Origin of the sequence: Delftia sp. RIT313, from assembly GCF_000632165.1 — a bacterium.
Classification (GTDB): domain Bacteria; phylum Pseudomonadota; class Gammaproteobacteria; order Burkholderiales; family Burkholderiaceae_C; genus Comamonas; species Comamonas acidovorans.
Genome location: NZ_JFYT01000084.1, coordinates 1 through 20024, shown reverse-complemented (window position 1 = coordinate 20024; position 20024 = coordinate 1). Strand labels below are relative to the sequence as shown.

The window sequence follows — 20024 nt, the reverse complement described above, 5'->3', positions numbered from 1 at the left end:
CGGCGCAAAAAAGATTCAAGCGGACCGGTCTCGCACGTCGATCACCGTCAGCCAGTCCCCCCAGCGGCGCACGCTGACGGGATGGGTGTCCACCAGGTCCTGCAGCACCTGGTCGGGCCGGGCCAGCTGGAACACGCCGAAGATCCGCAGGCGCGCGGCCTCGGGGCTGATGCGGATGATGCCGGCCTGGTAGGGCCGCAGCGCGTCGATCACCTCGCCCAGCGGCTGGTCGCGCACGTCGATGACGCCGTCGGCCCAGGCGGCCGGCGCCAGGTGGGCGGTGTCCTGCGTGCGGATGCCGTCGGCGTCGATCCAGGCGCTGCGGCCCTCCTGCAGCCGGTGCTGCCGGCCGTTCAGGCTGGTGAGCAGCACGCTGTGCTCCAGCACATGCACCAGGGTGCTGCCTTCGGCCTGGCGCACCATGAAGCGCGTGCCCAGCGCCTGGGCCGTGCCCTGGGCGCTTTGCACGACAAACGGGCGCAGGGGCTGGCCCGGCGCGCTGGCAGCCACCTGCGCCAGCAGCGCGCCTTCGCGCAGGCGCACCAGGCGGCGGGTGTCGCTGTAGGCAATGTCGGCGGCCGAGCGGGCGTCCAGTTCGATCTCGCTGCCGTCCGGCAGCCGGTGGTGGCTGCGCTGGCCGGTGCCCGTGCGCAGGTCGGCGGCCAGCGTGGTCAGCGGTGTTTGCCGGTGCACCAGCCAGGCCGTGGCGGTGCTGGCCAGCAGGGCGGCCAGCCCACCGCGCAACAGGCCGCGCCTGCGCGCGGCCTTCGGGATGGGCGCCACCAGCGCCTGCAGGCCCAGGGCCGCCGTGCCCCCGCCCTGCCGGCGCAACTGCACAAGGGCGGGCTCCACCCCGGCGGACAGGCGTTGCTGCACCATGGCCCAGGCCTGGGCATGGCCGGGCGACTGGCGCAGCCAGTGGGCGAAGGCGCGGCGGTCGTCATCGCTGGCGTGGCCCGAGTCCAGGCGCACCAGCCAGTCGATGGCCTGATCGGTGGCGGCATCCATGCAGGCGATCAGCCGGGGAAGGCCTGCGGCGACAGGTACAGGTGCACCAGGGCCTGCTTCATGTAGCGCTCCACCGTGGCAATGGACACGCCCATGGCTTCGGCGATCTCGGCATGCTTGAGGCCGTCGAGCCGGCGCAGCAAGAAGGCCTGCCGCACCTTCGGGGGCAGGCCGTCCAGCCATTGGTCCAGGGCCTCGATGGCTTCGCGCACCAGGGCGTAGTCCTCGGGGGAGGGCGCCACTTCCTCGGGCAGCGTGGCCAGCGCATCGAGCCAGGCCTGCTCCAGTTCGCGCCTGCGCCAGAAGTTGTAGAGCACCCGCTGGGCCAGCGTGGTCAGGTAGGCACGCGGCTCCTGGATGGCATGGGCCTGCCGTGACGCCACCACGCGCTCGAAGGTGTCGTGCGCCAGGTCCTCGGCCTGGTGGGAATTGCCCAGCTTGCGCCGCAGCCAGCCGTGCAGCCAGTCATGGTGGGCGACGTAGAGCGTGTGCACCGGGTCGGCGGTGGACGGGGAGGGCATGGTGCAGCGGTTTTGCAAATGAGAATTTTTCTCATTTTACAGAGTCTGCCTACATCAGCCCCTCGCTGGCCATGGACAGCGAGGCACCGGGCGCCACGATCACATGGTCCAGCACCTGGATGTCCACCAGGCCCAGGGCGGCCTGCAGGCTCTGCGTGACGGCCTTGTCGGCGGCGCTGGCCTGGACCTGTCCGCTGGGATGGTTGTGGGCCAGGATGACGGCGCCCGCATGGTGGTGCAGGGCGCGCAGCACCACCTCCCGCGGGTAGACGCTGGTGCGCGTGAGCGTGCCCCGGAACATTTCTTCCAGCGCGATCAGCCGGTTCTGGCCGTCCAGGAACAGCACGGCGAAGACCTCATGCTGGCGCGCCGCCAGGTGCAGTTGCAGGTAGCGCGCCACGGCCTCGGGCGAGGCCAGGGCCGGGCGCTCGCGCAGTTGCTCGGCCATGGCGCGGCGCGCCAGTTCGAGCACGGCCAGGAGTTGCGCGCACTTGGAAGGCCCCAGCCCCTTGATGGCCTTCAGGTCCGCGTGCCCGGCCTGCAGCAGCCCGGACAGGCCGGCCCGGCCGGGCAGCTGCAGCAGTTCCTGGGCCAGCTGCAGCACGCCCTTGCCGGCCATGCCGGTGCGCAGCACGATGGCCAGCAGTTCGATATCGGAAAGCGCCGAGGGGCCGCGCGCCGCGAGCTTTTCGCGCGGCTGGGCCTGGGCGGGCAGGTCTTTGAGAGCCATGGTTCAGCCAGGTGGGGGCGCCGCAGGGACACCGTTGCACGGGGCGTGGGGGCATGGATGTTTTTCTACAATACGGGCCAGTTTATCGGGACTTCCATGACCTCTAGCGCTTCTTCCTCGGCCCTCCCCACGGTCCAGACCGGCTCGTTCCTCACGCTGCACTACCGCCTGTCCGGGCCTGCAGGCGATGTGATCAACACCTTCAACGACAAGCCCGCCACGCTGTCCCTGGGCGCGGGCGAGCTGTCGCCCGCCGTCGAGCAGCGCCTGCTGGGCCTGGCCGAAGGCACGCGCACCACGTTCGAGATGCCGGCCGGCGAAGCCTTTGGCGAGCGCAACGGCGACATGATGCAGTGGGTGGCGCGCAAGCTGATGAACGAGCTGGGCGACCCGCACGAGCAGTACGCGCCCGGCGACGTGGTGCAGTTCCCCACGCCCGACGGCCTGGGCAGCTACGCGGGCGCCGTGGTGCAGGTGCGCGAGGACGGCGCCGTGCTGTTCGACTTCAACCACCCGCTGGCGGGCCAGCCGGTGACGTTCGAAGTGCAGATCATCGGGGTGCTCTGAGGTGCTGGATTCGACCTCGCCCCAGGAAATCCTGCTGGCCGAGCCCCGGGGCTTCTGTGCCGGCGTGGACCGCGCCATCGAGATCGTGGAGCGTGCGCTGGCCAAGTTCGGCGCGCCCATCTACGTGCGCCACGAGATCGTGCACAACACCTTCGTGGTCAACGATCTCAAGGCCAAGGGAGCGATCTTCATCGAGGAGCTGGACGACGTGCCGCCCGGCTCCACCCTGGTGTTCAGCGCCCACGGCGTGAGCCGGGCAGTGCAGGAAGAGGCGCGGCGGCGCGGTTTCTCCATCTTCGACGCCACCTGCCCGCTGGTGACAAAGGTGCATGTGGAAGTGGCCAAGCTCGCCAAGGAAGGCTACGAGTTCCTGATGATCGGCCACAAGGGGCATCCCGAGGTCGAGGGCACCATGGGCCAGCTGTCCGAGGGCATCCACCTGGTCGAGGACGAGGCCGATGTGGCCCGTGTCACCCCCCGCCAGACCGAGAAGCTGGCCGTGGTCACGCAGACCACGCTGTCGGTGGACGATGCCGCCGGCATCACGGCGGCCATCCGCGCCCGCTTTCCGCAGGTGCGCGAGCCCAAGCAGCAGGACATCTGCTATGCCACGCAAAACCGCCAGGACGCCGTCAAGGTGCTGGCGCCGCAGGTGGATGTGCTCATCGTCGTGGGCAGCCCCACCAGCTCCAACAGCAACCGCCTGCGCGAGCTGGCCGCGCGCCTGGGAACGCCCGCCTACATGGTGGACAACGCGGGCGAGCTGTGCGAGGAATGGTTTGCCAATGCCGGGCGCGTGGGCCTGACGGCCGGGGCCTCCGCCCCCGAGGTGCTGGTGGACGAGGTCATCCAGCGCCTGCGCCAGCTGGGCGCGCTGTCGGTGCGCAAGATGGATGGCATCGAGGAGACCGTGAAGTTCCCGCTGCCCAAGGGCCTGAAGATCGACGCGGCCACGGGCCTGGAGATCTCCGTGGGCAAGCAGCCCGAGACGGGCGGCTGAACCGCAGGCGCAGCGGACATTGGCCAAAAAGCAAACGGGCGCCTGGCGCCCGTTTTGCATGGTGGGGCCGAAAGCCTCAGCTCCACAGATCCAGCGGAGGATCGGAGGCCACGGCGCGCAGGATGTCGGTGCGGCTGATGAAGCCGGCCAGCAGGCCCTGCTCATCGGTCACGGGCAGGCCCGGCAGGCCGGTCTCCAGCAGCACGCCGGCCACGCGGCGCAGGTCGGTGGTGGTGGCCACCGTGGGAATGGGGGAGATCATGACCTCGTTCACGGGCCGGCGCGCCAGGGCAATGGCGTCCTTGATCGCACCGGGCTCGGGCAGCAGGTCCAGCGGCGCCATGTCGGCACGCAGCAGCAGCCCGACCACGCGGCCACCGGCATCCAGCACGGGCGCCTGGGCCACGCCGTGCTCGGCCAGCACGCGCCAGGCGTCGTTGACACCGGCCTCGGGCGATACCGTCACGGCCTCGTGGCTCATCACGTCGGCCACGGTCTGCAGGGGCTGGCGTGGCTGGCTGGGGCCTTTTTCCGTGGAAAGGTAGGCATCGACCGCTCCGCGCAGCCGCGGAGCGGGCTCCGGCGCGGCGGCAGGCTGGCCCGCGAGGTCGGCCAGGATGGCGGGGAACGAGGCGGTGGCGTCGCCCGCCATCACATCGGCCGAGCGTGTGCGCAGGGCCTGCGGGCGTTGTACGCGGCGCACGGGCGCCACCTGGCCCAGCCGCTCGGCGGGACCGCGAAACATCTGTCCGTTGGGACCGAAGACAAAAAACATGGGTGCTCCCGGGTGCGCAAACCGCTGTGGGCGGCATATCGGAAGTATCGGCGCTGGCGCGGGATTTCTGTAGCGGCAAGACCCCCAACGCCCAGGGGCGGGCGCTGCCATGGCGATACCGCCTAAAATTGCCGGCTATGCTCGATATCCTTCTTCTTCGCAAAGACCTTGACTCGGCCGTCGCACGGCTGGAGACCCGCAAAAAGCCCCAGGCCTTCCTGAATGTGGAGGCCTTCCAGTCCCTGGAAGCAGAGCGCAAGTCCCTGCAGACACGGACCGAGGAGCTGCAGTCCAAGCGCAACCAGCTGTCCAAGCAGATCGGCATGCTGATGGGCAAGGGCGAGAAGGACGCTGCCGAGGCCGCCAAGGCCGAAGTCGGCAGCCTCAAGACCGAGCTGGACCAGTCGGCCACGCGCCTGGAGCAGATCCAGGGCGAGCTGCAGACCATGCTGCTGGCCGTGCCCAACCTGCCGCACGACAGCGTGCCCGTCGGTGCGGACGAAAGCGGCAATGTGGAGGCGCGCCGCTGGGGCACGCCCAAGACCTTTGATTTCGAGGTCAAGGACCATGTGGACGTGGGCCAGCCGCTGGGCCTGGATTTCGACATGGGCGTCAAGCTGTCGGGCTCGCGCTTCACCGTGATGAAGGGCCCCATCGCCCGCCTGCACCGCGCCCTGGCGCAGTTCATGATCGACCTGCAGACCGACTCGCATGGCTACACCGAGTGCTATGTGCCCTACGCCGTCAATGCCGACTCGCTCAAGGGCACGGGCCAGTTGCCCAAGTTCGAGGGCGACCTGTTCGCCGCCAAGAAGGGCGGCCAGGATGGCGAACCCGTGCCCGACAACGCGGCGCTCTACCTGATCCCCACGGCCGAGGTGCCGCTGACCAACTTCGTGCGCGACGTGGTCGTGGCCGAGGACCAGCTGCCCATCAAGCTCACGGCCCACAGCCCCTGCTTCCGTTCCGAGGCCGGCAGCTACGGCCGCGACACGCGCGGCATGATCCGCCAGCACCAGTTCGACAAGGTCGAGATGGTGCAGATCGTGCATCCGGAAAAGAGCTACGAGGCGCTGGAAGAAATGACCTGCCACGCCGAGGCCGTGCTGCAGAAGCTGGGCCTGCCCTACCGCGTGATGAGCCTGTGCACGGGCGACATGGGCTTTGGCGCGGCCAAGACCTATGACCTGGAAGTCTGGCTGCCTGCGCAGAACACCTACCGCGAGATCAGCTCGGTCTCCAACTGCGAGGCCTTCCAGGCGCGCCGCCTGCAGGCACGCTTCAAGAATGCCCAGGGCAAGAACGAGCTGGTGCACACGCTCAACGGTTCCGGCCTGGCCGTGGGCCGCACGCTGGTGGCGGTGCTGGAGAACTACCAGAACGCGGACGGCTCAGTGACCATCCCCGAGGCGCTGCGCCCGTACATGGGTGGACAGACTTTGCTGAAGGCCTGAATTTTTAGGCTATAATTTCAGCTTCGACGCTGCGGAGAGGTGGCAGAGTGGTCGATTGTACCTGACTCGAAATCAGGCGTACGTGCGAACGTACCGAGGGTTCGAATCCCTCCCTCTCCGCCAGAAACATGAAACCCAGTGCTGTGAAAACGGCACTGGGTTTTTCTGTTTCTGGCGTGCCGGTGGCCGCCTGCAATGGGAAGGCCTTGCCCGGTTGCTTACTTGCAATCGCGCCTGACAAGTGCGCCATGCTCCGCTGAGGCAGCACGCCGCTTCCAAATCACCCCGTCCACCAGATAGTGATGAAAACCAAGGGTGAAGTGCGCTATCAGCACAGTGGGCAGCCCCAGCCAGAGCAGTTGTGTGCCTGCCCAGTCGATGGCCAGGTAGAGCATTGAGCCCAGTGCCAGGCACACACCACCATACCGGGCAGCGTTCTTCCACAAGCCGGTCTCCGACGCCTTGTCGGCTTGTGTCTGTCGCTTGCGGCGGATGTTCTGCACCCAGACGAATAGCAGGTATTGCAGGTTGTGCCACAGATTGATCAGGAGCCATCCGAGCGTGATGTCGGTGATCCAGATGTAGGCCACGAAGCAGGTGAATGCATGCGAGGCCACAAAGCCATCGTGACGCCAATCGATGTTTCCCGTCAGAGCCAGGCGAGCCTGTCGCCATAGCCAGAAGGCGCTGCAAGCGATGGCCGCAACGCCCATCGCATTGGCCGCCTGGGCGGGTACGGCAGGCAGTTGGATGGGATAGCCCAGAAAGGTCTCGGGCGCCTGGGCGCAGCGGGCAAGCAGCCCCCACGCGGCAGCGAGGTAGATGAGGGCTTCGGCGAGCCTGTCCTGGCGAAAGGGATGCATCCCTGAGCGCCGATAGGCCCTGGCGATGCCGAAGGACTGCCTCGCCACGTGATAGCTCTGCGCGCAGAAATAGAGCGTGAACAGCCCGGCGACCTCGAATGCCAGCACGGTCGCCACCACACCGCCGAGCACGATCACGGGCAGGCCAAAGATCAGGAAGCGATGGCGTCGGATATCGGCCATGCTGGCTCCGATCCGGGTCAAGGTGGCCATGACATGAGGATTGGCGAAAAGCCAGGTATCCACCAGCACGATGGCAAGCAGCATGGCAGGCGATATCGAAGCCATGGCCGTCATGCCGAGGGCCAATGCCAGCGTGCCGGCAATGAACAGGCCGTCGAACCCTGGATGCCGTGCCAGCAGGCCGGCACGCATGGCGTTTGCGTGTGGCAGGGCAGTCATGTGACGATGGGTGGCTGGATCTGCGGCCGGGGCGACCCGAGCGGTGCGGGCTTTGGCGGGATGGTGAAAACGGTTTCCGGGCGCAAATAGTGCTCGGTGCCACTCTTGAGCTTTTCAAGCGCCTGCATGCGGGCAGCGGTAAAGCGTGACTCGAGCGTCAGCCGGCTGGACATGCCAGACAGGCCCGCTGCCGGCAGTCGCTGGTGAGGGTCATAGACCTCACTGATCTCACAGGGATAGCAGCGATTGCTTGCGTCGAGTTGGCTTGCCAGAGAAATCTTGTAGACAACGCCTTCGGTCTGATCTGGAGCGATGGGAAAAGAGAAGGTCAATTCGGAAAGGATGGAATCCTTCGTTGTATCGCCTGCAAGCTTGAAACCGGCAACGCTGTATGCGTCGATGATCATGGTCTTCAGACTTGATGGATCAATGCCGACAAATGAGTTTTCGTATAGATTTCTTTCTCCTCGCCACTTGTTTCTATAGTTGAAACCGAAATCCTCGTCCATGGATTTTCGCCCGAGATCGTGAATGCTGGCATAGGCTTGATCGATGGCCGAAAAAACCTGGCGACTCAGATCGTACTGAAGCATCCACGAAGAAGATTGAAGGCTGGGGAGATCGGGAATCATGGTCAGCCGCAAGAAGCAACTGGCGCATCTCTTGCTCTTGTCAAGGTTCTCGTCCACCCGCAGGACCACATCAACGCGCTGAATTTTTCCACCCGTCGCCACGGAATAGAAGAATTTGTATTGCGCCGTTCCATCCTTCGATTTTTCAATGGCCGTATGGGAAAACCGGGCGCTTTCGAAAGCACTGATCACCAGTTTTCTGAAATCATCCACCTTGATGCCACGATAAATGGCGACTGGAAAAGCAGTGGGTGATGTTCTTTCATGAAGCAAGATCGGTGATTGGATGTTTTGCCCTGATGCACCATGGACCATGGTCATCCAAAAGAAAGCAATCATCACCAGTGTTTTTGATCCATCAAGCATGATGTCTTTTCGATGCAGTATGAATAGTGATCGCTGAAGCTGCGCGGCGTGGGCCGATTTGCATGAGATCAGATGTGCTGCGCAAAGGCATCTTGGCTTGCGGCGCAGACTCCTGGCAGGGGAGCGTCTTTGCCAAAGGCCCTGTGAGTTGCTCAAGGCTCTGTTGCCTTTGCAGAACAACGCAATGATGGTAGTGCAACTGCAGCCTGTGCTGACGCAGCAGGCAGTTGCGGCCATAAAAAAGGCCCGCGTTGGCGGGCCGTGCTCAGATCTCGAGGGCCTTGCGGTCCTTGCCTTCAATCCAGCGCGGCGGTTTGCCCCGGCCGGTCCAGGTGGCTCCGCTGGCGGGGTCGCGGTATTTGGCCACGCCAATGCTGGCGGACTTGGCCTTGCCGGTGCTGAAGATGTCATCCTGGGTCAGACCGAACTGCTCGACGAGTTCGCGGACCTTGGCGATGACTCCGCCTTTTTCCGCCTTCAGAGTGGCGGCGATTTTTGCCTCAAGCTCGGCCTTCTGCTGGAGGAGGGTTTTGTAATCTGCTGTCATGTATTCCTCATGGATAGTGTGCTACACAATGACGCATTCTATGGAGACAGGGCCCATGTCGCATGTGGGACATCGTTGGTGTTTGCACCTAGCCTCTGCTCCGCCTGCCCCCAGGCGCTGTGCGCGGACCGGGCCTAGGCCTCGGCAAATTCGCGCCTGGCGCTGAAGTGCAGGATTTCGGAATCCTGCGCTCCCCCCTGTCTTTGAATGACGATGGTGCCGTTGGAGTGCAGATAGATGCGGATGCCTGGCAGGGTGTCCGAATCTAGATGGCAAGGGCTTTTGTCGAGGTTTTTCCAGCCATGTTCTGCGCACAGCGTGCGTTGCCGCATGCGGTTGAGCAATTCCCGGCGAGCGCCAGCGCCTTCGCAGATGCGCATCCAGAGCAGCAACAGCATGTCGTGTGCCTCCTGGCGGGATGAGCAGGGAGGCATGTGCTTCAACTGGTTCAGCAGGGTGAAGAACCGTTCCTCTGCGCTGATTTCGAGTGCCATGTCTGCCTCCTGTGTGCCTGGATATGCATCAAAGTGTAGGCAGGCCCGGTTCCGCGAAGGCGCGGCGTTTGGCGACAGCGCCAGTGGCGTTTTTTCCTGCGTGTTTGCAGGATTTCTGCCAGGGCGGCTGTCATGGCCCATGCCAGCCGTGTCAGTGCGACTGCATGCCCATGAGATTGCACGACATGGCGCATTGCTGGCAGGCTGCCGCGCAGGTCTGGCAATGGTCGTGGGAATGCTTGCTGCATTCGTCGGCGCAGGCCTGGCAGATCTGGGCGCACAGGCGGCAGATGTCCGGCGCATGCGGGCTCTGGCGCGCCATTGCGGCCACGGCCAGTTCACAGATCTGCGCGCATTCCAGGTCCTGGGCAATGCAGGCGGCCATCATCTGGACGTCTGACTCCTTCAGGCAGGCGGCGGCGCAGGTATTGCAGGCAATGACGCAGGCCTGGCAGGCGTCCATGCAGGCCTTGTAGTCGATGGCAGGTGGGGTGGTATTCATGGCAGTTCTCCAGGAATGAGGGAGTGAAGTTGCACAGGGCGTTCTTCCTTGGCCATTCGCTGGCAGCTATCCGCACCAAAGAAAACGCCCCGCGAACGGGGCTGTGTCAAAGACCGCAAGGGTCGGGATTTACAGGTAGGGCACGCCGTAGTAATCGTTCACGCGGCGGCCATATTCATCGGTGTATGCCGGAGCCGTATCGCGCTCGTAGCGTGGAGCGTTGTCCAGTTGCTCGCGCGTCAGCGACACCACGTAGCCATTCATGTTGGGCTCGTACTTGAGGGATTCCCATGGCAGCGGATAGCGATCCGTGCCGATGCCCAGGAAGCCGCCGAACTCCATGACGGCGTAGCGCACCTTGCCGGACAGCTTGTCGATCATCAGCGTGTCTATGGTCCCCAGCTTGTCGCCTGCCGGGTTGTAGACATTGGTGCCGCTGACGGTTTCGGAAGAAATGACGCTCGATGCGGTGTTGGGTGTGACCATGACGTTCTCCAGTGAGTGGGTTTGTGCTGACCCGCCAGCGCGGTGCGTCTGGCGGCTGAGCGATGCGGCTTTGAATGGGGCGCGGTAGCCGGCCTGTCAAGAAAACCTGTGCATCGCCTGGCGAAGTCGAAGCCTGTGTGCTTCTGGGTTCTAGCTTAGGACGGCATCTGCGGGCACCGGGTAGTCGGGCCGCCGCGACGGGCGTAGGAGGTGCCTTGGGCGGCGGAGGCCAGTTCCTACGAGCCCCTGTAGTCAAGGTCGGCGGGGCTGCGGGCCTTGGCTGACGCGGGGCAGCAGCCTGGGCCGGCTGCGGCGCGGCAGGGCGAGGCGTACAACAAAAACCACAGGGCAATGAAGCGCAGGCAGTCCCGCATGCGTGTGGCATGCCCCGAAGGAGAGCCCCATGAATGCAAGCAACAAGCCATCCATCCAGCCCATCCAGCCGGTGTCCACGGATGCCCCCGAGGATGAAGACCTTGCCGAGCAGGCACGCCCCGGCCACGGTGTTCCTTCGCAGGACCCCGATGCGTCTGCGCAGTTCGAACTGTCGCCCGAGGATGCAGAGCGCGAGTCGCGCTCGGTATTCATCGGCGGCGGCGTGCTGGCCGGAGCCGCTGCAGGCGCTGCGGCGGGTGCTGCGATTGCCGGCCCGGTGGGCGTGGTGGTCGGCGGCACGGTAGGCAGCGTGGCCGGTGCGCTGGGCGGTGCGGCCGCTGGCGCCGTGGCGCCTGCGCAGGGCGCGGAAAAACCGTCGCACCCCGGCAGCAAGTCTTCCGGGTGACAGGCAAGGGGTGGTGGCAGGCCCTGTGTAGCGCAGCGGCCATGGACGGGTGTGGGTGCATCCCGTATACAGAGGCCTGTCCACTTTCTTCCCACCCCAGATGGCCAACGTACTCATCGGCATCGTCGCCGCAATCCATGTCTACATCCTCGTGCTGGAGATGTTTCTCTGGGACAAGCCGGCCGGACGCCGCGCGTTTGGCCTGACGCCCGAATTTGCCCAGCAAACCAGGACACTGGCCGCCAACCAGGGCCTGTACAACGGCTTTCTCGCCGCCGGGCTGATCTGGGGGCTGGCGCAGGGGGCCGATGGCCTGGGCTTCAAATACTTCTTCCTGTTCTGCGTGCTGGTGGCCGGCGTGTATGGCGCCGCCACGGCCAGCCGCAAGATCCTCTGGGTGCAGGCCGTGCCGGCTGCTGTGTCGCTGATTGCGCTGTACCTGGGCCTTTGAGCGCGCCCAGAGCGCCCAGAGCGCCCAAAGCTCCCAAAGCGCTCAGGGCGAGCTGGCCGTGAAGGTGACCTGCCCGGTGTAGGTGCCTGCCCTGCGGGAGGCCAGGTTGGCATAGGACAGGGTCCAGTTCGCCGTGCGCTGGGTGACCAGCCCCGCAAAGGCGGTGGCCACCACGTTGACCGCTGCGCCCGTTCCCGTATTGGGTATCAGCGGCGCGGGCAGGTTGCTGTCGCTGGTGGCGATGGTGATCTCCGACAGCGGGATGGTATTGGCCCCGCTGGCCAGCGCCGTGGTGGCGGTGGCGCGCAGCGTGACCTGGCCTGCGTTGCTGCGCACCTCCACCGGCAGCACATTGCCGCTGGGCGTGATGCTGAAGCTGGGGGCCGCGCCGCTCCAGTTCACCGAGGTGTTGCTGCCCGCCACGGGCGTGGTGGGCACGCCAGGGATGGACGGGGCGAGCACAAAGGCCACGCTGCTGGTCGTGCCGCCGGGCGTGGGCCAGGTGCCGTCGCCTATGCGAAAGAAGATGAACTTGTCGATGGCGATGGTGAAGTCCAGGTTCACCGAGGTGCTCAGCGGCACCAGCAGGCTGGGGCCTGTGGTGCTGGACGCCGCATGCACGGTGTGGCCCAGGCCGCCCAGCGCCATGGACAGGGCCAGCCACGCGATCGGCCTGGTTGCCATCACTTCAGTTCCACATCGATCTTGAAGCTGCCTTTTTCCCAGTCCAGGCTGCCCTTGGCCTTGACCGGATACGCGGGCTGCGGGGCGGGCTGGCCGTCTTCGCCCTTGGGCATGAGGGCCAGCGTGCGTGTCTGGCCGGGCAGTATGGGCGTGCCTTCCGGCACCAGTTCGAAGCGGCGGCCCTTGTTGTCCACGGCGTCCAGGCTGCCTTCCAGCCGGCCATGGGCATCGCCGGTGTTGCTGACGGTGACCAGGGCGCGGCGCGTCTTGCCGTCTTCGGCCATGGAAAGCTGGCGAATGTCCAGCTGGGGCGCAGCACCTCCCAGCGTCACGTAGACGGCCACCGCGATGCGGCCCGTGACAGGCAGGCTCAGGCTGGCGCCGCCGCTGCGTATGACGGTCTGCTGCGCGGGCTCCACGCCTTCGATGGCGATCATGAAGCGGCATTCGCCGCGCGGCGCATCGGCAGGCGGCTCCACCTGGAAGCGGAAGGCCTTCTTGCTGCGGCCTGCAATCGTGACGCTGCGCCGCTCCAGCAGCACCCAGGGCCGGCAACTGCCGGGCAGCAGTTCGTCGTGGTAGGTGATGTCGCCCGTGTCGGAATAGGTCCAGTCGATGGTGCGCATGGCCACCTCGGTGGGTGCCGAGGCCAGGTTGTGGATGTCCAGCGATTGGCCCGTGCGCGCACCCGGCTTGGCCGACAGCTCGAAACGCGAGGGCGCCACGGCCAGCTCGAACGGTGCGGCGGCGGCGCCGCTGCAGGCGATCAGCAGGGCCAGTGAAACGGCGATGGGAGGGGCTTTCATGGCAGGGTCTCGATCTCGAAGTAGGACTCGAAGCTCAGTGCCGAGCCCCGGGTCAGGCGCAGCTCGGCGGGGTCGATGTGCAGCGTGAGGTCGAAAACCTCGGCCATCCAGGGCGTGCGGACCACGCCGTTCCAGACCTGGATCCGGTCGCCGGGCCGGCCCGTGCCGCCCGCAAAGACGCCATTGCCGCGCCACTGCACCTGCATGCCCGCAGGCGAGCGCAGGCCCGTGACCAGGGCGGGAATCACATAGAAGATGCGCGCCGTGCGGCCGACATGGGGCGCCGTGGCCAGCCGGTATTCGATGCGTCCCATGGGCAGCTCCAGCAGCCGCTCGCCGACGACCCTGGCCCGGGCGAAGTCGCTGCGCACCTGGGACCGGGGCGAGGCCGAGTCGTCCAGCCGCGCCACTTCGGCATGCGCCGCGAGGGCCGTGGCCCAGGCCAGCGCCATGCACAGGAGCGGCCAGGCCAACCGCCTCATACCATCGATGCCGTGAAGCGCACGGTGCCCTTGTAGTTGCCGCCCGGGTAGACCACGTCGTTGTCGTAGGTGAACTGCAGCACGGTGCCGGTCAGTTGCCGTGACTGGACGGTCCAGCCAGCGACCGGGCACAGCGCGCCAGAACAGACGGATGCGTTGGCGTTGTAGCTGGCGATGGACTGGCCGGCGCTGGCGGTGAAGCGCCCGTTCTGTATGTCGCCGGACGCAGCATTGCCGTTGTTCGATGCCACCCAACTGATCTTGCTGAACGGAATGGTCGCGCTGCCGCAGCCACCCGACTGGCAGGAAAGTGCGGTGGATGAATCGACGACCAGGGTGACTGGCCGGGCCACGGCGGTGCCCAGCGCCGGACGTGTGGGAGACACCGAGACACTGATGCTGGGCGTGCCCTTCACGGCCACGGGCGTGAGGCCGGCGTTGGCTCCCGTCACGCTGAAGGCCACGGTGTCCACGGTTGCCCCGGTCGTGCCCACGCGCAGTGTCAGGCTGTAGTTGAGCAGGTCTGTGTCGGTCACGATGGTGAACACGGCCTGCGCGGGCGGCTGCACAACGCAGAGGGCCGCTGCGGCCAGCAGGCGAGGCAATGCCTTGTCCATCAGATGCCCTGGGCCGTATACGTGATGACGTTGGTATAGGTATTGGCAGCCCAGCTGGCCGGCGTACCGCCCAGCGCATACGCCCAGGTTCCCGTCGCAACCACGTTGGAGGGGAACGAGGTGGATGCGCAGGCACCCAGATTGGGCCCGGGGTGGGGCAGGTTGCCGGTGGTCGTGACGGTGAAGTCCGCGTTGGCGGGGCCGCCCGTGGCATTCCAGGCGCCGACCGCGCAGTTGATGGTGCCGGCGCCGGCATTGGTCCAGGCATAGACCGTGAGCGTGGCGGCAGCCGAGGCGGTGGCGACGGTGGGCGCGGCGCCGTTCCAGTCCACGTTGGTGTTGTTGACCGAGGCCAGCGGCGTGGTGGGTACGCCTGGGATGCTCAGCGTCGAGGTCCAGGTCACCGTGTCCACCGTGGTATTGGTCGAGCCCACGCGCAGCAAGATGAGCTTGGGCACGGTCACGCTGAGGTTGACCTTGGCCTGGGCCGTGATGGTTCCGGTGCCCGATCCGTACTGGCTCTCGGCCATGGCAGGCAACGTGGTCAGGGCCAGGCCGAGGCCGCCGAGCGATGCGGCCAGCAGGCGTTGGGCGATGGGTGTTCGTTTCATGGAATCTCCTTGGATGGAACGGGTTGCCTGGGAAGCCTTTGCGCCTTAATCGGTCATTCATTCACTCATTCACTCACTCGCCCACCTTGACCACGGCAATCGACGCCGAGGCCTGGCCGCGCAGCGGCACGTGCACGCTGCTGGTGTTGTCGCCGGAGGCGCCCCAGGGCAGCGGCACGCTTTCCTGGGTGAGCGACAGCCGGTGGTGGCCCGTGGGCACCACCGGGAATTCGAACTGGCCATCGCGGTCGGTCACCGTGCGGTAGCGGCCGTCAAGCACCACCTCGACGCCGGCCACGCCCACCTCGCCCGCCTGCTGTTCGCCGTCGCGGTTGGCGTCGTAGAACACGCGGCCGGACAGGCTGCCGCCGCCCACGCCTTCACCGGGTGCGCCTGCGGCCGCATAGGCCGTGCCCGCGCTGCCTTCCCAGCGCAGGTAGACATAGGCAGTCTTCTCGTCGCTGCGGTAGAGGTTGGGCAGGGAAGAGGGCGTAGGCAGCAGAGAGGATCGGGCCTGGTTGAAGTGCGCCATGACGCCCATGCGCCAGCCCCGGCCCAGTTCCTTCTCGGCCGACAGCGAGCCCGACAGGCCCCGGCTGGTGTAGAGGCTGCCGCTTTGCGAGGTGTAGCGCAGGTTGCCGGCCAGCTGCAGCCCGCTTTCCAGCCAGTAGCGCCATTGCAGCCCGGCCGTTGGATAGTTGCGCGACATGCCGCCGCTGCGGTCGCGCGCATAGCCCAGCGTGGTGGTGAGCTCGGACCGCAGCGTTGCCTGGCGTGCACCGGCCCAGTCCTGCTCCCACTGCACCTCCTGGCCCGTGGCGGAGGAGTCGCCCAGCACGATGAGCTCGTTGCGCCGCACGGTCAGCATGAAGCGGCTGCGCGGCCAGTCGAAAAAGCGGGTCTGGTAGAACGCGCTGCCATAAAGGCTGCGCGATTGGCCGCCGCCTGCGGTGCCCGCATCGTTGCGCGTCTGGTAGGCGCTGAAGCTGCCGCCCACGGCCGTGTGCCGGTCGAACTGGTATTGGGCATTGCCATTCGCTCCCAGGCGGCGGTAGCCCGACAGTTGAAAGCCTGCATCCTGCGCCGTGGTTTGCGGCGTGCGTTCGTAGTCCAGCCCCATGCCCCAGCTCAGGCGGGTGACATGGCGGTCCACGCGCCAATAGGCGCCGCGCGCCGCGCTGGACAGCGCGTAGTCGCCAAAGTGCAGCTGGGGCTGGGCTGCATGCAGGCCGAATTCATGGCGGTAGGCGCCCGCGCGCGCACTGGCCTCGATGAACAGGCCCTGGGCGCTGCGGCCCTCCGTGCCGGCGGTGCCTGCCGCTGGAGAAAACAGTGGCGCGCTGGTACGGCTGCCCAGCAGCGTGGTGCGGAGCCTGAAGTCGCCATCGCGCAGCACGCCGCGCCCGTAGCCCAGCGAGGCGGCCCAGCTGGTCACGCGCTTGCTGCCCAGGCCCAGGGCGGAGCCGGGGTCGTATTGCGTGTCATCGCCGGGGTAGTGCCTGGGACTGTAGTAGGCGGGAATATCGTCGGCCTGGTCCAGCTGGAAGGCGGCAAACCAGGGGCCGTCCAGCCGCACGGTGGCGCCCAGCCAGCCCAGCGTGCCCTGGTTTTTCTCGAACCCGGGGTAGGGCCCTCCCGTGAGAAGGCCGCGCTGGCCGTAGCCCGCGCGCAGGTCCAGGTCCGGGCGGAAGATGCGCGCCGAGGCGCCGCGCACCGTGGTCGAGCCCAGCGACAGCCGGTAGTTGCGCGCCAGGCCATCGGTCAGCTCGCTGTAGAGGTCGCCCACGGCCGTGTCGGCGAAGGTCTGCGTGGTCAGCGGAAAGCCAAGGTTGCGCAGCGTGAAGCGCTCGCTCGTGGCTTGCCGGGCATAGCCCAGGCCGCCAATACTCAAGCCGCCCATACCCAGTCCATTGCCAAAGTTGTCGCCGCTCAGGTGCCGGCCTTCGGCCTGCAGGGTGAACTCGCCGTAGTTCAGTGTCTCGCGGCGGTATTCGAGGCGCTGGCCGATTTCTGTGGCGCGCTGGCGGCCATGGCCGGTGGTGCGGGATTCGCCCAGGCCCAGGCGGCTTTCCACCACCCAGGCGCGAAAGCCCTCGGGCTGCTCGGCTTCGGGCTCGGCGGCGGCGGACTGTGCGATCTCGTCCGGATCCATGAAACGGTCCTGGTAGGCAGGGGCGGCCCCTTCGGAGAGTGCCTTGAGCCGGGCCTGCTCGGCCTGGTCGCGGTCCAGGGATTCGATGCGTGCCTCAGCCATGGAGGTACCGGCAACGGCCGCCGAAGAAGGTGTTTGCGCCTGTGCGCCGCACAGAAAGACGGGAGCGGCTGCCAGGCTCCATCCAAGGCACGCGAGCGGCAGGCGCGACCAGACTCCAGCGGGGCCGGCAACGGTCCGCGGCAGCGTTCGAATCATCAACCAAGATCCCTGCTTTATTCATCGGATGCCAAGCCATCTGGCCAAAACAACTGATCACAAAACTGCGGAAAATGGCTGAATGCGTGCAGCCATCGATTGGGCCCTGCAAATACCGGCGCTGCACTTCAAAGACCGGCCGTTGTCAATGGTGTGCCGAATGAGAGGTATTCAGGGTGAATATCATCGTTCCCTAAATGGCATGGTTTATTCAGTAGGACGACACGCTGCCGGATGGTAGGGGAAAGGGTGATGCCATTCGATGTTCATCTGTGGCGCTGCGGTGCCTGGCTGGCAGTGCCCAGAGGGCAGTTGGCAGGCTTTGCGTTTTGCCCATGGATGGGTTTCAGGTTTTCTATTGATAGCAATGAATCATTTGTTTTTCATGCGGCAATAGAGGCTGCTGGGCGTTATCTCCGTATTCAGGCAATGCATCTGTTGGAAAACGAGGGTTCTCATCAGATTCCGGCTGCTGGAGAATCAAGGAATGGCGCAACTGAAGTGCGCCGGGTTCTGATTGGTTTTTGGACTGGTATCCGGCCAGGTTCATTGATGCAGGCTAAAGCACCTGCACCAATGCAAGCTGCCGCAATCATTTGCCCTGTCTTCATGAACTCTCAGGCGCATCACAGGCAAGGCCAACGCAGACCCCGGGCACCCTGGAGGGCGCTCGTGGTCATGGTGTTGGCTGTCGTTGTGACCCTGGTGGCAGGCCTGTACCCCTGGAATGCCCCGCAGCATGGCAAGGCGGCAAGCCGCATGGAAGGCTTTGCAGGCGGCGCGTCCCTCATGGCCAAGAAGCGCCAGTTCCATGTGGTCCAGCGGCTGAAGACCCACCGCCTGGCCGAAGCCGAGCGGCGCCAGTTGCTGGCCCATGACACCGGCGCGCGGAATGTGCGGGAGGCGTGGCAGATAAGGGAGGTGCGAGAGTTGCGTGCGTTGTCTGAGGTGCGGGAGGTGCGGGAGGTGCGCGCGATGGCCGGCCCGCTATCAGTCCACCAGCGCCTGTATGGCCTGCAACTGCGCCGCCAGCCCGGGCCGCGCGGCTGGAAAAGTCTCCTCGAAGGCGGCGGTGCCTACCGTGAAACCCGCGGCACCGCTGGCAAGCACGGCCGCGATGCGTTCGCTGCGATCAATGGAGCCGGCCACGACCACGGGCTTGTCCACCGCATCGCAGACCGCCTTGATCAGGGCCGGCACGTCGCCCCGGAAACGGTAGGCCAGCAGGTCCAGGCCATGAACGCCCTCCAGCCCCGCGATGCGGCGCGCGCTGGCCACGATGTCCTCGGCCGGCCCTGAAAGCACGCTCGGATGCCCGCTGATCCTGCCGGGAAACGGATAGTAGGCAATGCCGCTGCCGCGCAGCACGGGCAGCACCGCCTCGGGGCGCGTGCCGCCCATGAGAACGTCCACACCGAGCTCGACCGCCGCGCGGGCCGAAGCCACCTCGCTGGCCTCGTCCAGGCTGACGACTTCCAGATAGACCCTGGCACCGCCTGCGCGGATGTCCCGGGCCAGCTCGCGCAGCTGGGGCAGGGGCAGGCCTATGTCCTTGAAGCCCACATGGCGCACGCCCTGGGCCAGCACTTCGCGCAGCCGCTCGCGCGCATCGGCAATGGTCTTGTCCTGCTGCGTGAGCATGAAGATGAAGTCCGGGCGCTGCGCCTGCCCGCTGGCGCCGGAGCGGCCCGCCTGCACCATGGCCGCCGCTTGGCGCAGCGCGCAGGCCAGGCTGGCATGGTCCGCACGGCCCGTGCCGGCGATGTCGAAGGCCGTGCCGTGGTCCACCGAGGTGCGCACGAAGGGCAGGCCCACGGTAATGTTCACGCCCTGCTCGACGCCCAGGTACTTCACGGGAATCAGCCCCTGGTCATGGTATTGGGCGACCACCACGTCGAACTCGCCCCGGCGTGCCCGCATGAAGACCGTGTCGCCCGGCCAGGGGCCGTTGGCGTCTATGCCTTCGGCCCGTGCGGCCGCAATGGCGGGGATGATCACCGAGCGGTCCTCATCCCCGAACAGCCCGTTCTCGCCGGCGTGCGGATTGAGTCCCGCCACGGCCACACGGGGCCGGGCGATGCCGAACGCCCGGCAGGCCCGGTGCGCAAGGCGGATGGCACGCAGTTCGTTGTCCGGCGTGACTGCGGCAATGGCCTGCTGCAGCGGCACGTGGATGGAGACCAGCAGCACCCGCAACTCGTCATTGGCGAGCATCATGGCGAAGTCGCGCGTGCCCGAGCGCTCGGCCAGCATCTCGGTATGGCCGGGGTGGGGGCAGCCCGCGGCGCGCAGCGCCTCCTTGTGGATGGGGGCGGTCACCAGGCCTGCGACTTCGCCGGCCAGGGCCAGGTCGATGCCGCGCTGTATGTAGGCATGGCAGGCGGCCCCGGCGCGCGCATCGATGCGTCCCCAGGCCAGGTCCTCGGGCAGCCGGTCCCCGGTCTGGAGCACGAAGACGGCGGCGGGTGGCACGGTGGCGGGAACCTGGGCCGGCGCATCGATGGCGTGGATGCGCGGGTGAACCCCCAGCATGTCGGCTGCCCGCTGCAGCCGCCCCGTGTCGCCGATGACGAAAAAAGGCGCACGGGGCCGGGCGGGGTCCATGGCCAGCTTGACGATGATCTCGGGGCCTATGCCCACGGGATCGCCCATGGTGATGGCCAGGGGTGCAGGGGCGATGGCGGGGGCTTCGTTCATGGTCATTGCTGAAAGCTCAATTGATGGAGGTACTTTGCATGAAAATCGCACTGCAGAAAATCGATATGGATTCAGTATTCAGTTGATCAAAAGTCAACTGAAATCTCTCCCCACTCCCGTTTTTCGATGTGTCCGATT

23 protein-coding genes and 1 tRNA gene are annotated in these 20024 nt (G+C 66.3%); 6 read left to right on the top strand and 18 right to left on the bottom strand.

The window, feature by feature from the left end; translation table 11 throughout:
* Positions 1 to 15 precede the first annotated feature (15 nt).
* Genes BW39_RS24890 through radC form a run of 3 tightly spaced genes read right to left on the bottom strand, consistent with a single transcriptional unit; the run spans position 16 to position 2259 of the window.
* Positions 16 to 1008 carry a FecR family protein gene (locus BW39_RS24890; protein WP_043824818.1) on the bottom strand — a complete coding sequence of 331 codons (993 nt, stop codon included), beginning with the start codon at positions 1006 to 1008 and terminating at the stop codon, positions 16 to 18.
* 8 nt (positions 1009 to 1016) lie between these two features.
* On the bottom strand, positions 1017 to 1529 hold the full coding sequence (locus BW39_RS24885) for a sigma-70 family RNA polymerase sigma factor (RefSeq protein WP_043824830.1): 513 nt from the start codon (positions 1527 to 1529) through the stop codon (positions 1017 to 1019).
* A 49-nt stretch (positions 1530 to 1578) separates the two neighbouring features.
* Positions 1579 to 2259: a RadC family protein gene (gene radC, locus BW39_RS24880; RefSeq protein WP_043824817.1), complete on the bottom strand. Its 681-nt coding sequence runs from the start codon at positions 2257 to 2259 to the stop codon at positions 1579 to 1581.
* Positions 2260 to 2355: 96 nt separating this feature from the next.
* Between radC and BW39_RS24875 the strand changes: the two genes are divergently transcribed.
* Positions 2356 to 2826 (top strand): FKBP-type peptidyl-prolyl cis-trans isomerase, encoded by a 471-nt coding sequence (locus BW39_RS24875; RefSeq protein WP_012203830.1) that lies wholly within the window; start codon positions 2356 to 2358, stop codon positions 2824 to 2826.
* Position 2827: 1 nt separating this feature from the next.
* Positions 2828 to 3826, top strand: coding sequence for a 4-hydroxy-3-methylbut-2-enyl diphosphate reductase (gene ispH, locus BW39_RS24870; protein WP_012203831.1), 999 nt, complete (start codon positions 2828 to 2830; stop codon positions 3824 to 3826).
* A 76-nt stretch (positions 3827 to 3902) separates the two neighbouring features.
* On the opposite strand, the gene BW39_RS24865 is transcribed toward ispH, so the two are convergent.
* Positions 3903 to 4601, bottom strand: coding sequence for a CBS domain-containing protein (locus tag BW39_RS24865; protein WP_043824815.1), 699 nt, complete (start codon positions 4599 to 4601; stop codon positions 3903 to 3905).
* Between the two features lie 137 nt (positions 4602 to 4738).
* Here BW39_RS24865 and serS point away from each other — a divergent pair, with 137 nt between their 5' ends.
* On the top strand, positions 4739 to 6055 hold the full coding sequence (gene serS, locus BW39_RS24860) for a serine--tRNA ligase (protein WP_043824813.1): 1317 nt from the start codon (positions 4739 to 4741) through the stop codon (positions 6053 to 6055).
* 33 nt (positions 6056 to 6088) lie between these two features.
* Positions 6089 to 6178, top strand: a tRNA-Ser gene (locus BW39_RS24855).
* Between the two features lie 95 nt (positions 6179 to 6273).
* Here the strand turns inward: BW39_RS24855 and BW39_RS24850 are convergent.
* From BW39_RS24850 to BW39_RS24825, 6 genes are all read right to left on the bottom strand, one after another.
* Positions 6274 to 7293 carry a hypothetical protein gene (locus tag BW39_RS24850; protein ID WP_052155425.1) on the bottom strand — a complete coding sequence of 340 codons (1020 nt, stop codon included), beginning with the start codon at positions 7291 to 7293 and terminating at the stop codon, positions 6274 to 6276.
* A 23-nt stretch (positions 7294 to 7316) separates the two neighbouring features.
* On the bottom strand, positions 7317 to 8318 hold the full coding sequence (locus BW39_RS24845; protein WP_152547320.1) for a hypothetical protein: 1002 nt from the start codon (positions 8316 to 8318) through the stop codon (positions 7317 to 7319).
* Positions 8319 to 8583: 265 nt separating this feature from the next.
* On the bottom strand, positions 8584 to 8865 hold the full coding sequence (locus BW39_RS24840) for an H-NS histone family protein (RefSeq protein ID WP_012203893.1): 282 nt from the start codon (positions 8863 to 8865) through the stop codon (positions 8584 to 8586).
* A 134-nt stretch (positions 8866 to 8999) separates the two neighbouring features.
* Positions 9000 to 9359: a hypothetical protein gene (locus BW39_RS24835; protein ID WP_012203894.1), complete on the bottom strand. Its 360-nt coding sequence runs from the start codon at positions 9357 to 9359 to the stop codon at positions 9000 to 9002.
* A 151-nt stretch (positions 9360 to 9510) separates the two neighbouring features.
* Positions 9511 to 9861: a four-helix bundle copper-binding protein gene (locus tag BW39_RS24830; RefSeq protein WP_013803851.1), complete on the bottom strand. Its 351-nt coding sequence runs from the start codon at positions 9859 to 9861 to the stop codon at positions 9511 to 9513.
* Positions 9862 to 9990: 129 nt separating this feature from the next.
* Positions 9991 to 10347 carry a PRC-barrel domain-containing protein gene (locus tag BW39_RS24825; protein WP_013803850.1) on the bottom strand — a complete coding sequence of 119 codons (357 nt, stop codon included), beginning with the start codon at positions 10345 to 10347 and terminating at the stop codon, positions 9991 to 9993.
* Between the two features lie 403 nt (positions 10348 to 10750).
* Here BW39_RS24825 and BW39_RS24820 point away from each other — a divergent pair, with 403 nt between their 5' ends.
* Both BW39_RS24820 and BW39_RS24815 read left to right on the top strand, forming a co-directional pair.
* Positions 10751 to 11128: a hypothetical protein gene (locus BW39_RS24820; protein WP_012203897.1), complete on the top strand. Its 378-nt coding sequence runs from the start codon at positions 10751 to 10753 to the stop codon at positions 11126 to 11128.
* 100 nt (positions 11129 to 11228) lie between these two features.
* The gene (locus BW39_RS24815) at positions 11229 to 11579 is read left to right on the top strand and encodes a DUF1304 domain-containing protein (RefSeq protein WP_043824812.1); all 351 of its coding nucleotides are present in this window, start codon (positions 11229 to 11231) and stop codon (positions 11577 to 11579) included.
* A gap of 42 nt (positions 11580 to 11621) precedes the next feature.
* Here BW39_RS24815 and BW39_RS24810 read toward each other — a convergent pair whose 3' ends face one another.
* The 8 genes from BW39_RS24810 to pdxA all read right to left on the bottom strand — a co-directional run bounded on the left by BW39_RS24810 (position 11622) and on the right by pdxA (position 19892).
* Positions 11622 to 12263 (bottom strand): hypothetical protein, encoded by a 642-nt coding sequence (locus BW39_RS24810; protein ID WP_043824811.1) that lies wholly within the window; start codon positions 12261 to 12263, stop codon positions 11622 to 11624.
* Positions 12263 to 13069, bottom strand: coding sequence for a hypothetical protein (locus BW39_RS24805; protein ID WP_043824809.1), 807 nt, complete (start codon positions 13067 to 13069; stop codon positions 12263 to 12265). Before BW39_RS24805 ends, BW39_RS24810 begins: the two co-directional genes overlap by 1 nt.
* Positions 13066 to 13551 carry a hypothetical protein gene (locus tag BW39_RS24800; RefSeq protein WP_043824808.1) on the bottom strand — a complete coding sequence of 162 codons (486 nt, stop codon included), beginning with the start codon at positions 13549 to 13551 and terminating at the stop codon, positions 13066 to 13068. The genes BW39_RS24805 and BW39_RS24800 overlap by 4 nt, the downstream gene beginning before the upstream one ends.
* On the bottom strand, positions 13548 to 14168 hold the full coding sequence (locus BW39_RS24795) for a hypothetical protein (protein ID WP_043824807.1): 621 nt from the start codon (positions 14166 to 14168) through the stop codon (positions 13548 to 13550). The genes BW39_RS24800 and BW39_RS24795 overlap by 4 nt, the downstream gene beginning before the upstream one ends.
* The gene (locus BW39_RS24790; protein WP_043824806.1) at positions 14168 to 14779 is read right to left on the bottom strand and encodes a hypothetical protein; all 612 of its coding nucleotides are present in this window, start codon (positions 14777 to 14779) and stop codon (positions 14168 to 14170) included. Before BW39_RS24790 ends, BW39_RS24795 begins: the two co-directional genes overlap by 1 nt.
* Positions 14780 to 14852: 73 nt before the next feature.
* The gene (locus BW39_RS24785) at positions 14853 to 17033 is read right to left on the bottom strand and encodes an SdrD B-like domain-containing protein (RefSeq protein ID WP_235264282.1); all 2181 of its coding nucleotides are present in this window, start codon (positions 17031 to 17033) and stop codon (positions 14853 to 14855) included.
* A gap of 511 nt (positions 17034 to 17544) precedes the next feature.
* Complete coding sequence (locus BW39_RS31380; RefSeq protein WP_152547319.1) at positions 17545 to 17739, bottom strand: hypothetical protein; 195 nt, start codon at positions 17737 to 17739, stop codon at positions 17545 to 17547.
* Between the two features lie 440 nt (positions 17740 to 18179).
* A complete protein-coding gene (pdxA, locus tag BW39_RS24780; protein WP_052155423.1) occupies positions 18180 to 19892 on the bottom strand; it encodes a 4-hydroxythreonine-4-phosphate dehydrogenase PdxA in 1713 nt (570 codons plus the stop codon).
* Between the last annotated feature and the right edge of the window lie 132 nt (positions 19893 to 20024).